The following is a 15,904-nucleotide window of genomic DNA, read 5'->3' as shown; positions in this document are numbered from 1 at the left end:
CGCGTCGCGCGCGCTCAGGTCACGAACACGATGCCGGGCTCGAGGCCCAGCGGCAGGTACTCGTCGAGCCGGCGGCGCAGATTGCCGAGGCGCTGCGGTTCCTTCAGGTGGCAGGTCACGCCCATCGCCGATCCGTCCTCCGCCCCTGCGGCGATGCCGGCGGGACAGGTGCGGCCGAGCTGCGCGTAGCCGGGCTGGCCGTAGCGGAGGGTGGTGAAGACGGGCTGCATGCGGCGCCGTGCGATCGCGGCCGCCGCGTCGCGCGCCGGCTGCGGCAGCGGTCCGCCGGCCGCCTTCTCGGCCTCGGCGATCGCCTCGGCCTCGGCGAGGTCGGGCTGGCAGCGCACGCGGTGCGGCGTGCGGCTGCCGGGTGCGGTGTAGCTGAACCGTACGCAGCCGTCGTCGCGCCGCTCGATGCGCACCAGCCCGGTGGCGATCGCGGTATCCATCATCGGCAGGCGCAGCGCGCGGATCGTGCCGAACACGGTGCAGCGTTCCAGCACCAGCGGCGGCGCGTCGTCGTCCGCGTCCATCCCGGCGATCGCCGCGGTGTTCACGCCATCGACCACGCCGTCCAGCACGACGAGCTGGCGCGCATGGGCCGGCATCCGCAACGGTCCGGTGATGCTGAACGCGCATTCCACGGAGAGCCCGGTATTGGCGACCGCGCCGTCGAACGTATCGACGACCGTCAGGCTCGGCGCGACCGGCGCTGCCGGCGGCTGCCAGGCCGGGCCGGTCTCCGCGATCGTGAGCCCCGGCACCAGCGTGCAGTGGAGCAGTCGCAGACGGCGCAGCGTTCCCGTCACGGCGATCGCGCCCTCGATCAGCAGGCCGCCCAGCGTGATCATGCTCTCGGGGTGGTCGCCGAGGATGGCGAGCGGCATGTCGAGCCTGAGATGCGGGCGCGCGCGATCGGCCGCCTCGATCGCCAGGATGCCGCGCTTGCCGGTGGTGGGATCGGGATCCGCCGGCTCGATCTCCAGCGCGGAGCCGGAGGACGTCTCGTGGTAGCTCCGGTTGTCGAGGATGCGGATGACGGCATCAGGCTTGCCGTCCGCATCCCATGACGCGAGCGCGTCGCGGAGCGTCGCAGCGCCGCCTTCGCCCACCGTGTAGAGCGCCATGTCCGGCGTGCGGCGCGTCAGCCAGCCGGTGCGCGCATAGGCGCCGCCGCCGATGCCGGCGACCGAGCCGAGACAGCAGGCAACCCGAACGGCCGCCGCACTCAGGTCGTCGCCGAGCGCGATCCGCCCGAGCCGGGCATCGATCCCGACCAGGTCGCCGCTCGGTCGGCGCCAGGGGTCGAGGGTCATGCAGCGGATCCGATGCGCCGGCACCTCCAGGCTGCTGCCGTCTGGCTGCACCAGCGCGACGTGCAGGCTGGTCTCGCCGGCTGCGGCGATCTCCGATGTGCCGAACGGCCCATAGAGCTCGCTGGTCGCCGCGGTCGCCGCACGCGCCGCTTCGAGATCGGCGAACAGCAGCCCGCGCCGGATCGGCGCCGGAACATGCAGCTCGGTCGCTTGGCCGGTCTCGTCCGCCTCCCGGCGGGTGCGGGTGAACAGGGGGGCGTCGTGGCCGAGCGGGCTGAAGCGCCAGCGCCATGGCTCGTCGGCGACGCGCGCATCGAGCCTGTCCAGCGGCTGGGCGACCAGACGCCAGAGGAAGAAGCCGATCTTCGGGATGCCGTGGCGGCCGACGAAGGCATCGAAGGGCCGCACATCCACCGTGCGCGTGGTGTCGTCGAACGCGCCCTGGACGAGTTCGGCGACGCGGGTGCTGCGCAGATCGACCCAGCCGCCGCGCCCGTGGCGGACATGGTTCCGGAGCCACTGCGTCCAGCCGAGGATCTTGAAGAACTCCACGACATGCGCCGGCCAGCCGGTGACGTCGCGCGCGAGCTCCTCGAGCATCGGCGCGGTGCCCTTGCGACGGCGGTAGTAGATCGTCTTGGCGATGTCGGGTCGCGTGCGCGCCGCGATCGTCGGCATCAGCCGCGAGGGTTCGCCCGGCAGTGGCGCGGCACCGGCAAGATCGCCGAACAGCGCCCGCCAGGTCGACGGTTCCGGCACCGCGGAGACGTCGAACAGCGGCGTGGTGCCCACCAGGTCGCCGATATAGGGCAGGATCCATGGGTCGGCGGTCTCGACGAACAGTCCGTCATAGAGGCGCGCAATATCGTCCTCGACCGCCGTGACCTGCTCCTCGATCGCGGCGAGCAGCGCGCGCAGCGGCCACCCCTCCTCGGCGTCGCGCACGCGCCAGAAGGCGGGGAGCTGGCGGTACAGGCGACCCTCCTGGGGGACGTCCGTCATGCGATGCCTCCCGAGGCGGTGAGCGCGATGTCGGCCTCCTCCGCGAAGGCGAGCTCTGCCGGCAGCAGGCGCGGCGGTCCGTCAGGGAATGCGCCCTGCACCAACGGATCGTTCGCCGCGCTCGAGGCGAGGCGCGCGGGGAAGAGGCGGAGATGCGGCTGCAGGGCGCCGGACACGAGATCGCGTGCCTGGCGCTGCGCCGGCGTCCAGCCGGGCTGGCCGCGGAAGCGCAGCACGTCGACATCGATCCCGTCGACGCCGCGCACGGCCTGCACGGCGGCCTGCACATCGGAGAGATGCACCGGCGCCGCGGGCTCCCGTTGCGCCGGCGACAGCAGGGCCAGCAGCGCCTGGCGGACCTCCTCCAGCACCGCCTCGCGCAGGAAGCGCGCGTTGACGAACAGGGTGCCGGCGACCGAGACGGGCGCGCGGATGGCCGAGCCGATCACCACGCGCCGGGTCGTGTCGCGCGCGGCCGCAAGAATCGTGCGGAGCGTCGCGAGGGTCGCATCAGGCGCCGCCTCGCCTCCGGGGCCGACCACCGTGAGATATGCCACCCGTTCCGTGCCGCTCCAGATCCAGTCGGCACGGGCGCGCAGCACGAGCCCGCTCTCCACCGCCAGCGCGGCGAGATCGTCCAGGCTGACCGCGCGGCCGAAGGTGCGCACATGGTGCGGCGCGCGCTCGCGCATCTCTTGGGGCTGCTCCGGGTCGGCGCCGCCCGCGGCCGCGAGCGGATTGACGGCCTCGCGCAATCCGGGCGGACGCGTGAGCAGGATCGAGATCTGCCCCGCCTGGACATGGCCGTCCAGGCCGAGGCCGATCGCATACTGCGCCCGCACATTGCCGCGCCCGGAGGGCAGGCGCGCGCCGGTCGTGCCGTCACCGAACTGGATCACCGTCCTGCCGTCGTCCTGCTGCTCGAGCGCGTAGACCTTCTCGTCCGGCCTGCGGCCGAACAGCGTCGGCACCTCGACCCATGCCTCCCCATCGACGAACACGATCAGGGCGGGCTTGCCCTGCAGGGCCTCGGGCGAGGCGCGCCGCGTCAGCGGATCCTTGCGCAGCGTGAAGCGCTGGAACGCGCGCGCCGCATCGCCGTCGCCGAGAATCTCCTCGGTCTGCGTCTCGCCGTGCCCGGCCTCGGCGACGTTGCCGAGCAGCGCCGCGTTCGCCGGATCGAGCGGGGCGGGCAGTGGCGGGTCGATATCGATGCGCAGCAGGCTCTGCGGCTCGATCGTCGTGCCGACCAGGCCGAACACCGGGATCGGCGCGGCCCCCGTGACGGTGGCGAGATGGGTGACGCTGCCATCGGTCACGATCACGCGTCGCTTGGCGGGGATGCCGTCGAGATCGGCCAGGCGGGCGACGATCCGCGAGCCCGCGACCGCAGCCGGCACATCCCAGAAGCGGAACCGCAGCGCCGGTTCCTCGACCTGCCAGAGACGGGCGAGGCGCGCGTCGATGCCGCCGGTCAGCGTTGCCCCTGCGGGATAGGTCCAGTCCACCCCCTCGGGCGGCACCGGGGTCAGCTTCACCGCCGTGACGGTGTCCGAGAGCGGGCCGAGCGTCACCTGACGCTGCGCGACGGCGGTGACGCGCAGCGTCGCCGCGTTCTGTCCCGACAGGATCAGGCCGAAACTCCCCGAGGGCCGGACGATCACGCCGCCTGTGCCCGGCAGATGCAGCGCGATCAGGGCGCCGACGCGCAGGTCGTCCAGCTTCGCATCGAGCGGGAACCAGCCCTCCGCATCGGGCCAGGCCGGCGTGACCGGCACGATCGACCAGCCGGGCAGGCGCACCCAGGCCGTGGCCGACCGCTCGCCCGGATCGAACACCATCTGCGTCGGCGGCGCGTTCCAGCCGAACAGCCGCAGCGAGCGCGCCACCTTGACCGCCGTGTTGAGCGCCGCCGCAGTCACGGGACGGTCCCAGACGAGGCGCCTTCCGTGGCGCGTATCGGCCGCGGCGGCCACCTCGCGCTCCTCGGCGCCGCCGACGATCACGCCGCCGGCGAGCAGCACGACGCGATCGCGCGTGGCGATGCGCTCCGGCCCTGCCCAGACCAGCCCGCCCTTGCCGCCCGGCGCGAGGGCGTTGTTCGGCACCGGCTCGCCGTCGACCGGCACGCGGTTGAACCGCGCCTCGGCCTCGATCGTCTCGAGCGTCTCGAAGATCTGCGGCTTCTCGTCCTGGCCCGGCACGCTCATCAGCCGCGTGCCGGCCTTGATCGTCAGTCTCGCGTCGGGGGCGAGGGTGAAGGCGACCTGGGTCTGCGCGGCGAGCCCGGCGAAGGGGCGATAGTCCAGCAGCCGGACCAGTCGGCGCAGGCTCTCGCGCTGCGTGGCCGTGCGCAGGAATGCCTCGTTTGCGATCCGTTCCTGGTAGAAGCCGAGCACGTCCGCCATGGCGGCCCAGAGCTCGACCAGCGTCACCGCATGATCGTCGCTCTCGCGCGTGGTGAGCTGCGGCAGCGTCTCGGAGAGGCGGCGCAGTGCAGCGGTCCGGAAACCGGCGAAGCTGCCGATGCGCCAGGCGATCGCGGGCAGGCCGGCGCGGTTCCTCACGCCGCGCGGCGCCGTCGGGGCGTCGGGCTGTCCGCAGCCGCAGTAGAGGTCGTCGTTCAGCCGGGGATCGCTCATCGCCTCACCCCTCGCCGTCGATCTGCAGCACCAGCACGCCGTTCTCCGGGCGTGACGGATCGGCATCCAGGCGCGGCAGTTCGAGCGGCCCGAACTCCATCCGTCCCGCTTCGAGCTCGCCGGCGGGCAGCGCCCAGTAGCGGTGGAACGCGCGCACGACGCAGGACGACACGCCCGGCACCACCACCACGGCCGCAACGATTGCGGAGAGGTGCAGCACGCCCCCGAACCTGAGCGCGGAGGGATCGAACAGCGCGCCGCGTCCGACCAGCGCGGCGCGGATCTCTGGCAGAACGGCGTTGCGGAAGTAGCCGGGCTTCAGGCAGACGCCCAGTTCGAGCTTCAGCGGCACGTACTGCGCCGCATGCACGGCGAGATCGCGTCCGGCGATGCGCCAGCGGTTCAGCTCCGCCGCCGTTGCGGCCGCGAAGGCCGACGCGAGCGCGGCACCGCCGCCTGGCAGCGCGATCGTATCGGCCTGGTCGAGCGGATGCAGCGCGATGAAGGTCGTGTGCCAGCTCCCCGTCCAGCGCACCACTGCGCGTGCGTCTGCAACACCGGGCAGGGAGCGGGCCGCCGCCTCCCAGTCCGCCTCCGTGACGGCCCGGAACTGCCGCGCGTGCATCGCCGCCGGAGCGCGCAGCCGTACCGCGGTGAGCGTCTCGGCATCGCTGCCGCCACGTGCGGGCAGCGGCTGCCAGACTGCGGCGATGCTGGGGAAGGGGGCGGGAGGTGCTGCCGGGTCGGCCGGATCGACGAGCTCGGAGGCGGGCGGGCGCACCGCGTGCACGAGCGCCCCGGCGCCGACATTGCCGGCGCGCCCGTTGCCGATCCGGAAGCGTGCGGTGATCGTGGCATCCTGCGGGATCCGTCGGCCGAAGGCATCGTCGCCGAAGCGGAGTTGTGCGCGCCCCTCGCGGTCGAGTTCGGCGACGAAGTGCTCGTCGAACGCGCCGCTCTGCAGCAGGTCCGACACGGCGCGCCAGACCCGCGGCGTCTCGCCGGGCGCGTCGACGATCAGCACCGCAGCCGCTTCCGCCGCCTCGGGTGGCCCGTCGAGCTGGTGGCGCGGATCGGCCAGCCGGCCGGCGCCATCGAAGCGCGGCTCGGCGGGCATGGGCTGGAAGGTGAGCGGCGCGCGCGGCAGCGTCAGCGTCGTGGTGCGACCGCGCGTGACAGGCGGCGGCAGCGAGCCGTCGGCGGTGCCTGCGATCACCGTGCGACCGTGATCCACCGGCACGAGATTGCCGCGTGCCTGTCCGGCGTGCGGGATCGCCAGCCCGGTGAGGTCGCGGCCCGTGATCGTGAGCGCGAACCCGGGCGCATGGGCGCGCGACCAGGTGACGCGCAGCAGAGGCATGGCCGCCTCGCCGGCTATGGTCACGGCGCGTGGCGCCGGCTCGTCCGCCATGATGTCCGCATGATCGCTGAAGGCGGGATCCTCGGACGCCGTCACGCTCTCGATCCGCACCGCAGCGCGTCGCGCCGCATCGGCATCCGGCGTGCGGCCGGTCTCCGGGCCCTTGGCCTCGTGCAGCAGCAGCCAGTCGCCCGGTTCGAGCGGCGGTCGGATGATCGTTCCGTCGGCCCGGACGGCATAGAGATAGGCGGCGGTCGCGCCGCGCGGCAGGCAGCAGAGGCGCCCGCCGAAATCGTGCAGCCAGAGCCGGTTCAGGGTGGGATCGCAGCGCGTGCGTGCGGTTGCCTCGAACACCGTTGCGCCGGCAGCCGCCGGATCGGCGTCGAGATCGAGGCCGATGGTTTCAGGGATCAACGGCCCGGGCGGGGCGATCTCGCCGCGCAGCGGCGAGGCGATGCGCGTGAGGAACTGCGTGGCCGAGGGCACCGTGCCTGCGGCCGTGACGTCAAGCTGCACGAAGCCGTAGGCGTTGCGTCCGTCGTGCATGCGGTAGTCGACCAGCCGCGCGTGGCGGCGGGCGGAGACGCGCAGACGGCAAGTCTCGAGATAGGCTTCGGTGCCGACCGCGTCCTGCATCCAGGCGAGCCGGTCCCCCTCGGCGGCGAGAAGCTCGACCAGCGCGGTCGCCGGCTCGGCCGGGTGGGTCTCGTGCCAGGATGGGTTGCGCAGCCGCGCGAAGTCGAGCAGCCAGGCGCGGAACGAGGCGTAGTCCCGCACCATGTGGTCGAGCAGCGGCCGTTCGCCCTCGGGCTCGGGGCAGACATGCTCGACGCGGCAGTCGAGATCCGTCGGGCAGCCGGCCTTGAAGTTGACCGCGACGGCGGCAAGCAGCGGGTCGATGCCCCAGCTCGAGGGGTCGCGCACGAACAGGCGGTAGATCGAGAAGTCGCCCACATCGGTGACGAAGACGCGCAGCATCTCGCCGGGCCCGGGCTCGACCGCGGTGATGCCGATGCCGACCACGCGCGCGCCACCCGTGATGGCCAGATCCGCCGCGGTGAGCGCCGGCGGCGGCTTGAGGAAGGTCACGCGGAGCTCGTGTCTGCGCCCGGGGACGGCGAGCGGATCGAAGCGGTAGTCGGCAAAGTCGAGTCCGTTCAGTGTCGGATGCGCGCGGATCAGGGCGCGGCGCGCGTCCTCGCCGCAGGCCGGAATGGCGGCGTCGATGATGCTCATCCGGCGGCCTCCATCGAGAATGTCTCGGCGCGTGGCGGCCCGCCGAGCCGTGGCGCATAGACCACGGTCACCATCAGCGTGGACTCCTGTGCCGCGACGGTGACGCGCTGCACCGCGATCACCTCCTCGAGCCAGCGCAGCAGCGCGCCGTGCACCATCTGCTGGGTGGCCGCGACCAGCGCCTCCGACGCCGGCTGGAACAGGAGCTCCTTGAGCCCACAGCCGAAATCCGGGCGCATCACGCGCTCGCCCGGCGCGGTGAACAGCACCTGTTCGATCATGGCGCGGATCTGCGCCTCACGGCCGACCGTGGTCGACCGCCCGCGCGCATCGGGCCGGAAGGGAAAGCCGAGGAAGGGCGCGTCGGTCATCGCCGTCAGTCCGAGGTCAGGTCCGGGTGGCGGAAGACGTCGTTCGCGGAGGTATCGACGTCGATCTCGAAGGACTGCCGCCGCGCGACCAGATGGCGCACCACGCCGCGGCCGATCGCGGCGAAGAGGCGCCGCCGTTCGCGCGTGATGTCGGACTCGTCGGTCGGCAGGGCGGGCAGTCCGTCCGCCAGCAGGAACTCGTTCATCGCCTGCTCGATCTCGAGTGCCAGGCTGTCGGCCATGTCGTCCGGGCTGCCGCCCTTCAGCGCGCCCATCGCCGCTACTCCACGAACACCTTGGTCGAGAGCAGACTCGGCGTCGGCACCGGGAAGACGGGCTGCGGCGGCGCCGGCGTCACCGGCAGGACGCCGGCGGCGGTCTCGCCCGGATGGATGTGCGCCTGGAGCATCGCGACCAGTTGCGTGAGATAGGCGAGCAGCAGATCGCCCTTCACGTGGGGATGCGCGGCCGAGGCGCTGCCGTGATGCACGAGCGGGGCCTCCGTGACCACGCGGGCGAGCCCCTTCACCGTCACGGTCGCGGTCATCATGTTCACCTCGACCATCTGGATGCCGAAACCATCGCCGATCGTGACGGTCTGGGCGAGGTCGTCCATCTGCACGGTCAGGCCGGTCTCGGTGCGCCAGAGGCGCTGCGTCGGCTGCGCCGGACCTGCCGCGATCGCGGTCGGGATGCCGGGTGCGGGCCACCAGCCGCCGGTCCAGATCGGCCGCGAGGGGTCTCCGGCCTCGAACTCGATCCAGACCGCCGCACCGACCACCGGCAGCGAGAAGCAGCCGGCGAGGGGGCCCGCATAGGGCACGCAGGGCACGGCCCAGCCGGACGGAACCTCGCCCAGCACTTCGGGCACCAGCGCCTGGATGCGTCCCTGCTGGAGCGGATCCATGTTGTTCGTCACCGTGCCGCGATACTTGCCGTAGAAGCGGTCGGTGCCGCCGATCGGGCCGCCGATCGTGGTCTCGAGCTCGTCGATCGCGATGGGCATCGGCCGTCCTCCTCACGCCACGGCCGCGGCAAGCGGATCGATGAAGATCTCCGCCCCCGTCAGCCCCAGGGCGTTCCTGCTCGCCTGGAACCGTTGCGTCCAAGCACCGGTCGAGATGTTGTGCGCGACACGCTCGACGTACCAGGTGCCGCTGTGTGCCCGGCCGGCGCCACGGATCGCGACCGGCAGGCCCGGCCTCAGCATCCGCCCGTACTTGACGGAGTCGACCGATCCGGAGCCGGTGATGGCGCGGCTCGAGGCATCGGCGATCGCCTGGTTCTGGCGGAACAGTTCGGCCGGATTCGCCGCGTCGCGCGCGGTCGGACGACGGATCGGCGGCGGCAGCACGCGCGCCAGGGTCGGCTCGAGCCCCTCGGGAGGCTGCAGTGCCGCCAGCGCCGGCATCGGCACGGGCATGCCGGTGTTGGGATCGACGCCCACGGAGAGCGCGCCGGTCGGCTGCAGCGTGTCGTAGCCGACCTCGAAGTCGCGCAGGTTCGTCATGAGTCCGAAATCGACCGAGAGCACACCCTGCGGCGGCATCGCCGTCAGCGGCGGATGGAAGTGCCCGACGTCGAGGCCCGTGACGGGATCGGGCTGGAGGTAGCACTCGTAGGCGAGCTGGCGCGCCATCTCGCGCAGCATCCGCGCATCCGTGGCGCGCTGGATGGTGGTGGTGTCGAGGATGGTGCGCGTCGGCGGCGTGGGCAGCGGGAACGGCGTGATAGCGTAGCGGCCGAAGATGATCGAGGCGATCGTCGCGGGATCGAGATTGGGGTGCGGCATCGGCTGCTCGATCAGGTTCATGAGCGTCGCTGTCGCATCCATCGCCACCACCTCGGCGGTGGTGCCGCGCTGCGCGCCGCCGCCGGCGTGACGCACCTCGCGCACATAGCCGTTCACCACGGTCTCCGGGATCGGCAACCCGGCCGAGACGGCGACCGAGACCGGCGTGAGCGGGCGGAAGATGTCGGCGATCGGCGGATCCCAGTCGCCCAGCATGGTGCGTGACAGGCGGAAGCGGAGGCGCAGGATGGACGCCTGGCCGACCGAGGTCTCGGCCTCGATGCCGTCGAGTGCGTCCATCAACGGCTTCGGCATCGGCACGAAGGCGATGCGCACCATGAAGAAGGGCGGGGCAAGCGGCATGGCCGGATCCCGCTACTCGCCCGGAGCCGGCACGATGATGGTCCGTCCCGCCTCGCCGATCAGCGCGTCGGGATCGAGCGCGGTGTTCGCGTCCGCCACGCGCCACCAGAGTTCAGCATTGCCGAACCAGTCCTGCGCGACGCGGTCAAGCCGGTCGTCCTGGCGCACGATGTGCACCAGCGAGCCGCGCGGGTCGGGCAGGATGCGCAGCGCCTTGTGGCGGATGGTGCGCCCGTCCGCCGTGACATGCGTCAGGGTCGGAACGGGTTCGTAGCGGCTGCCGCGGAAGAACATGCTCGTCTCCGTCAGAGCGGCGGCGCCGTGACGCGCACGGCGACGTCCACCAGGTTGAGCGCGGTCATCACCTCCTTCTGGACGAAGGAGGCCATGTAGACCCAGTAGGCCGGGCTGGTGATGTCGAGCTCGCGATAGGTCAGCACCTTCATCGACAGGTCCGCCTTGGCGAGGATCGGGTTGAGGTTCACGTCGAAGGCCTGTTCCGTGATGCTCACCGACTGCATGCGCACCGGCAGCACGCGCGCGGGCCCCCAGACGAGCAGGGCGAGCGGCACCGGCTCGCCGCCGATGAACGCCCCGCCGGCGAGGGAAAGGGCCTGATTGGCCAGCACGCGCGCGGTCTGCGGGTAGAGCAGGCTCTCGAGGGTCGCGAGGGCCGGGTGCAGACCGACCGAGACCGCGAGCGCATCGCCCTTCTCGAGCTGATCCGCGGCGTCGATCTCGACGGCCATCGTGATCGTCTCCTCGGGCGGGCCATCGGTCTGCAGCGCATCGCCGCGGCCTGAGGCGCCTTCGGCCGCGCGCGGCGAGAGCGACCGTGTCAACGTCTCGGGATTGTACTGGAACACGACCAGGCGCGGCACCAGGGCCGGCAGCGCGTAGGCGACGAGCGCGCCCTTCATGATCCGCGGTGAGCCTGAGAACCCGGTCATTCCTCGATCGGCCCCTCAAGTCGATTGAACCGGCCAGGCTCGCCGGCGATGACGAAGGGGAACATGCCGAGCCCGCGGCAGGAGCCGATCCGCTCCATGTTCGGGAAGGCCTGCTCGTTCGGGTTGGCCGGACGGCCGGTGCCGCTGACCGCGTACCAGTCGAGGATCTGCCGCCGCTCCGCTTCCGGCAGTGTGTCGTAGTCGATCGGGTGGCAGCGCTGCAGGAAGGCGCGCAGATTGGCCACGAACACCGACTGCCGCTGCACCCAGGACTGGTCCGAGCCGAACAGCGCGCCGAGCGCGTTCGAGGGCGAGTCCTCGGGGGCGAAGCGGCTGGTCTCCTCGGCGTGCAGCTCATGCTCGCGCCCGCGCTCCACCGCGGCCCGGTTGCCTTCGAGCAGGCCGGCATACATCACTTGGTAGAAGTGGCGCATATCGATCAGCCCGCAGAGGCAGGTGAAGAGGTAGCGGTGCGTGTTCGTGCGCGCGGTCGAGCCGGCGCCACCGAGCGCACCAGCGATCACCTCGCCCGCCGCCTGTCCGCCGTTCGCGGCAACGAAGCGGCCCCAGCGCATCAGCCCCATCGCCCCCGTGGCCCCGGCGCGCGCGCGTGCAAGATCGATCACCTCGTCCAGCGTCGAGATGTCGCCCTCCTCGCCGCGCGTGAAGCGACGCAGCGTCGTTCCGCTCCGGTCCTGCGCGACATGCGCGAGCTCATGGGCGAGCAGGCGGCGGCCCCCGGGCGTCTCCGGCCGGTACTCGCCGCGCGCGAAGACGAGATCCTCGCCGAGCGCGAAGGCGCGCGCGCCGACACTGCGCGCGGCGCGATCCGCCTCTGTCCCGTCGCGCACGCGCACGCGTCCCGGATCGATCCCGAGACGGGCCGCGAACAAGCCGGCGTCGCCGCCGTCCAGGCGCCGGGCCGGGCCGGCAAGCGCGGCGGCGACGGCCGTCGTCGCCTCAGGCGAGACACCGCTGCCGTTGCTGTGGTGCGGCAGCCGCTCTTCCCCGCACTGCCTGCACCTGCGCCGCAGGACGGCGCGGCGGAGCACCCGGTCCGCGATCGCATTCGCCGCGCGCTCCGCGGCATCGTCGGCCGGCCCGACCCGGAACGCCGCCGCCGCGGCGCGGCGCGCCGCCGCCGGCGCGTGGGCGGCGGCCCTGCTCACGGTGCGTTCCTCCGCCGGCCGAACACGTCGATGTCGCGGCAGAGTTCGGCATCCGCGCCGCCGCGGTCGAAGCCGAAGCAGGAGAGCTCGCAGGAGCGTGGCAGCTCCTCGCCGGCGGCACCGCGCACGACGTGGATGATCTCGTGCATCACCGTACCGGCGAGCGGACCGCAAACGGTCTCGTCGAGCGCGAGCGTGCCGATGGTGAAGATGTTCGCCGGCATGGCGAAGCCTGTGGCCTCGGCGCAGACGCCGGGGGTCTCAAGATTGGCCGAATCGCGGCAGCGGAAGTCGAGGCCGTGGCGCTGGATGTTGCGTGTCATGGCGCGCCGCCGCGTAGGCTCGACGCAGTCGTCGTTGATGATGGTGTCGATCGCGACGCGGATCGCGTCCTCCATGATGTCGAACGAGAACCCCGCCGTGGTCGCGCAGGACGGGCGCAGGAAGACGGTCACACCCTGCTCGGTGAAGACACGCGTGCGCGGTGCGGCCGCAGGCTGACGGCGCACCGTGCCGTCCCGCCGCGCCTGGACGACATGGGCAAGCTCGTGCGCGAGCAGTTCGCGCCCTTCCGGAGTCTGCGGCCGGTACTCGCCGCGCGCGAAGACGAGATCATCGTCCAGCGCGAAGGCGCGCGCGCCGACGCTCCGCGCCGCGCGATCCGCCACGGCACCGTCATGGACTCGCACGCCGGCCAGCGAGGTGCCGAGACGGGCGCCGAAGAACGCGGCATCCGCCGGCCGCAACGCCTCGCCGGGTTCGGCCAGTGCCGCAGCGACGTCGGACTGGGCCGAGGATGCTACAGCACCGCCATCGGTCCGGCGCGACAGCCGCTCCTCCTCCTCGCACCGCCTGCACTTGCGCCGCAGCATCGCCTGGCCGAGCACGCGGTCGGCGATCGCATCCGCCTCGCGCTCCGCGGCGTCGTCGGCCGGGCCGATGCGGAAGGCGGCCGCGGCCGCGGGTGCGTGCAGGCCGTGCGCGGCCGCCGCCGTCGCGTGTGCGCGCCTCATCGGCCGCCCCCGAAGTCGCCGCCCAGCACGCGCCGTATCCTCTTGGGAACGATCGGCAGCCGCGTGAAGTCGATGGTGATGAAGCCGCCGACATTGGGGCGATCCTTGAGGGGATCCGTCGCGCCCGGCAGGTCGGGGATGGTCTTGACGCTCTGCAGCATCTCGCCGCCGGGTCCGGTGACGACCTCGCTCGGGGTCGTCAGGAAGGGGCCCTGCTTGAACCCGCCGGAGAGCGTCAGCCCCTTGACGATGCCGAGCTTGCCGGTGAGCTGGCCGAGTTCCCAGGTATCGGTGCGCGGGTCGACCGACCAGTTCGCCTCGAGCGAGAGGCTGTTGAACCAGGTCGGGTTCTCGCCGCGGCCGATCTTGAGGAGATCCGTGCCATCGAACGTCAGCTTGAACTTGAGCGGGCCGGTCTCCGTCTCGGGCAGCGTGTAGGTGAAGGAGGAGATCGGCCAGTACGGGATCAGCTTCAGCGGCGCGATGAAGTTGACGTCGGAAAGCATCTCGCGCCCCTTCTCCGTCCCCAGCAAGGCGCCGAGCCCGAGCCCGTAGGTCGCGGCGCCGAACGAGACGACGCCCGCCGTCTCGCCGGGGGAGAGCTCGCCGAACTCCGACTTGGCCTTGTCCTCGATCGGCTTGAGGATCTTCTCCTTCACCTCCTTCTTCTCGGCCGCCTTCTCCGCGGCGGTCTTCAGGCCCTCCGCGATGGCGTCGCCCGCGGAGGTCTCCTCCTCCTTCCCACCACCGTTCTTGCGCCGCAACGTGGTGGCGCGGTCCTGCTGCGCGACATGGGCGAGCTCGTGCGCGAGCAGGTGCCGCCCCTCCGCTTCCGCCGGCCGGTAGGCGCCGCGGGCGAAGACCAAGTCGCGGCCGAGCGCGAAGGCGCGCGCGCCGACACTGCGCGCGGCCCGATCGGCCTCCGGCCCGTCGTGGATCCGCACGCCGGCGAGATCGACGCCGAGCCTCGGGGCGAAGAACGCCTGATCGCCGGCGGTGAGCGGCCGGCCTGCGGCGGCGAGGGCTCCGGTGACCGCCGCGCGTGCATCGGCCTTCACCGCCCCGCTGCCCTCGGCGCGGCGATGCAGGGTCGCCTCGCCCAGCATCCGCGCGGCGATGGCATCGGCCTCGCGCTCGGCCGCATCGGCGGCGGCACCGATCCGGAAGGGCAGGGGGGCGGGCGGCGCCGCAGCGGGGGCGGTGCGATCGGCGAGGCTTCTCATCGCTCGTCCCCCTTGCCGCCGAGCGCACGGGCCAGCGCCGCGCCGGCCTCGGCGAGCGTCCGTCCGCCGGCGAGTCCCCGCGGCGGCTCCGCCGACGAGGGCGGGGAGATACGGGCCAGCGCCCCGCGCAGGGCGGCCTCGACCTCCGCGCGTTCCGGCGCCCGCCCGGCGAGACCGGCGATGCGCAGCCGCTCGATCCGCAGGCGTGTCATCGTCCGGCCTCCAGCGTCAGCCCGGCGCCGAGGCGACCGAGCTTGGCGAACTCGCGCCGCGCGGCCGTCGCGAGATGGCCCATGCGGATCGGTTCGCCCGATGCGGCGGCGGCAGCGGCGGCATTGAGCGCGACGTTGCGGATCGCCCCCCCTGGCAGGTCGAGCCGCGCCAGCGCATCGAGATCGATCCCGTCGGTCGGCGCGGACGGCGGGATGTGGCGCTGCCAGATCGCGCGCCGTGCCGCCTCGTCGGGGAAGGGCAGGTCGATCACGTAGCGGAGGCGGCGCAGGAACGCCTGGTCGACATTGGCGCGCAGATTGGTCGCCAGGATCGAGAGGCCGCGATACGTCTCCATCCTCTGCAGGAGATAGGCGATCTCGACATTGGCGTAGCGGTCATGCGCGTCCTTCACCTCGGTCCGCTTGCCGAACAGCGCGTCCGCCTCGTCGAAGAACAGCACCGCTCCGCCGGCCTCGGCGGCGTCGAACACGCGGCGGAGATTCTTCTCGGTCTCGCCGATCCATTTCGAGACGACACCGGAAAGGTCGATGCGCCAGAGGTCGAGCGCGAGCGTGCCCGCCAGCACTTCCGCCGCGAGGGTCTTGCCCGTGCCCGAGGGACCAGCGAGTAGCACCGCCAGCCCCTCGCCGCGCGCGCCGTGGCGCACCGGTCCCCAGGGATCGACCAGGGCGCGTGCGCGTGCGGCGGCCGCGACTTCGCGCAGCGCCACCTCCGTCTCCGCCGGCACGACCAGATCCGTCCAGGTGGCGCTCGGCACGATGCGCTGCCCGAGCTCGGCGAGCGCGGGGGTCGCCTCCTCGCGCGCGCGCGCCCAGAGGGCCGCACACCGCCCGCGCCCCTCCGGCACGTCGGCCGCAACCCGCGCGACGATCTCGGGCGGCAGAACGAACTGCCGCGCCAGGATCTCGGCATCGGCGCGCGCAAGGCCGGGCGCGACGGCCCGCCACATGGCCGCGCGCAACGGCGGATCGGCCGGCGGCAGTGCGATCGGGCGGACCCCGGCGGCGAGGCCCGCGCGCGTCGGCGCAAGCACGATCACGGGCCCGGCGCGCCGGCGGACGAGTGGGGCGAGGGCGGACGCATCGGCGACGCCGTGCAGGTCGAGCACGAGCACCAGGCGCGAGAGCGCGCACTCCCGCGCGACCAGCGCGAAGGCGCGATCACGCTCGGCGGGCTCCGCGGGCAGGCGCGTCGGATCGAGCCGTACCGCCGCCCGTCCGCGCAGGGCCGCCG

At 72.8% G+C, this 15,904-nt stretch carries 14 protein-coding genes; all 14 read right to left on the bottom strand.

Going from position 1 to position 15,904, the window contains the following annotated elements; genetic code table 11:
• Positions 1-14: 14 nt before the first annotated feature.
• On the bottom strand, positions 15-2,318 hold the full coding sequence (locus FK498_RS02920) for a hypothetical protein (RefSeq protein WP_141851357.1): 2,304 nt from the start codon (positions 2,316-2,318) through the stop codon (positions 15-17).
• Positions 2,315-4,960 carry a baseplate J/gp47 family protein gene (locus FK498_RS02915; RefSeq protein WP_141851355.1) on the bottom strand — a complete coding sequence of 882 codons (2,646 nt, stop codon included), beginning with the start codon at positions 4,958-4,960 and terminating at the stop codon, positions 2,315-2,317. Before FK498_RS02915 ends, FK498_RS02920 begins: the two co-directional genes overlap by 4 nt.
• A gap of 4 nt (positions 4,961-4,964) precedes the next feature.
• On the bottom strand, positions 4,965-7,556 hold the full coding sequence (locus tag FK498_RS02910; RefSeq protein ID WP_141851353.1) for a hypothetical protein: 2,592 nt from the start codon (positions 7,554-7,556) through the stop codon (positions 4,965-4,967).
• The gene (locus FK498_RS02905) at positions 7,553-7,927 is read right to left on the bottom strand and encodes a GPW/gp25 family protein (protein ID WP_141851351.1); all 375 of its coding nucleotides are present in this window, start codon (positions 7,925-7,927) and stop codon (positions 7,553-7,555) included. The genes FK498_RS02910 and FK498_RS02905 overlap by 4 nt, the downstream gene beginning before the upstream one ends.
• A 5-nt stretch (positions 7,928-7,932) precedes the next feature.
• Positions 7,933-8,202 carry a hypothetical protein gene (locus tag FK498_RS02900; RefSeq protein ID WP_141851349.1) on the bottom strand — a complete coding sequence of 90 codons (270 nt, stop codon included), beginning with the start codon at positions 8,200-8,202 and terminating at the stop codon, positions 7,933-7,935.
• A 5-nt stretch (positions 8,203-8,207) separates the two neighbouring features.
• Positions 8,208-8,933 carry a phage baseplate assembly protein V gene (locus tag FK498_RS02895; RefSeq protein WP_141851347.1) on the bottom strand — a complete coding sequence of 242 codons (726 nt, stop codon included), beginning with the start codon at positions 8,931-8,933 and terminating at the stop codon, positions 8,208-8,210.
• A gap of 12 nt (positions 8,934-8,945) precedes the next feature.
• A complete protein-coding gene (locus FK498_RS02890) occupies positions 8,946-10,082 on the bottom strand; it encodes a hypothetical protein (RefSeq protein ID WP_141851345.1) in 1,137 nt (378 codons plus the stop codon).
• A gap of 12 nt (positions 10,083-10,094) precedes the next feature.
• Positions 10,095-10,376, bottom strand: a complete 282-nt coding sequence (locus FK498_RS02885; RefSeq protein WP_141851343.1) for a hypothetical protein — start codon at positions 10,374-10,376, stop codon at positions 10,095-10,097.
• Positions 10,377-10,387: 11 nt separating this feature from the next.
• A complete protein-coding gene (locus FK498_RS02880) occupies positions 10,388-11,002 on the bottom strand; it encodes a hypothetical protein (RefSeq protein WP_202614721.1) in 615 nt (204 codons plus the stop codon).
• Between the two features lie 26 nt (positions 11,003-11,028).
• Positions 11,029-12,201 carry a DUF4157 domain-containing protein gene (locus tag FK498_RS02875; RefSeq protein WP_202614720.1) on the bottom strand — a complete coding sequence of 391 codons (1,173 nt, stop codon included), beginning with the start codon at positions 12,199-12,201 and terminating at the stop codon, positions 11,029-11,031.
• A complete protein-coding gene (locus tag FK498_RS02870; RefSeq protein WP_141851339.1) occupies positions 12,198-13,214 on the bottom strand; it encodes a DUF4157 domain-containing protein in 1,017 nt (338 codons plus the stop codon). The genes FK498_RS02875 and FK498_RS02870 overlap by 4 nt, the downstream gene beginning before the upstream one ends.
• Positions 13,211-14,437, bottom strand: coding sequence for a DUF4157 domain-containing protein (locus FK498_RS02865; RefSeq protein WP_141851337.1), 1,227 nt, complete (start codon positions 14,435-14,437; stop codon positions 13,211-13,213). The genes FK498_RS02870 and FK498_RS02865 overlap by 4 nt, the downstream gene beginning before the upstream one ends.
• Complete coding sequence (locus tag FK498_RS02860) at positions 14,434-14,649, bottom strand: hypothetical protein (RefSeq protein WP_141851335.1); 216 nt, start codon at positions 14,647-14,649, stop codon at positions 14,434-14,436. Before FK498_RS02860 ends, FK498_RS02865 begins: the two co-directional genes overlap by 4 nt.
• Positions 14,646-15,904: ATP-binding protein (locus tag FK498_RS02855; protein ID WP_202614719.1), on the bottom strand; the 1,259-nt coding region annotated here is incomplete at its 5' end. The genes FK498_RS02855 and FK498_RS02860, both read right to left, overlap by 4 nt.

This window comes from Elioraea sp. Yellowstone, from assembly GCF_006704265.1.
GTDB lineage: Bacteria > Pseudomonadota > Alphaproteobacteria > Acetobacterales > Acetobacteraceae > Elioraea.
Note: the sequence above shows the minus strand (reverse complement) of the source record. Positions and strands in the feature narration are given on the sequence as shown.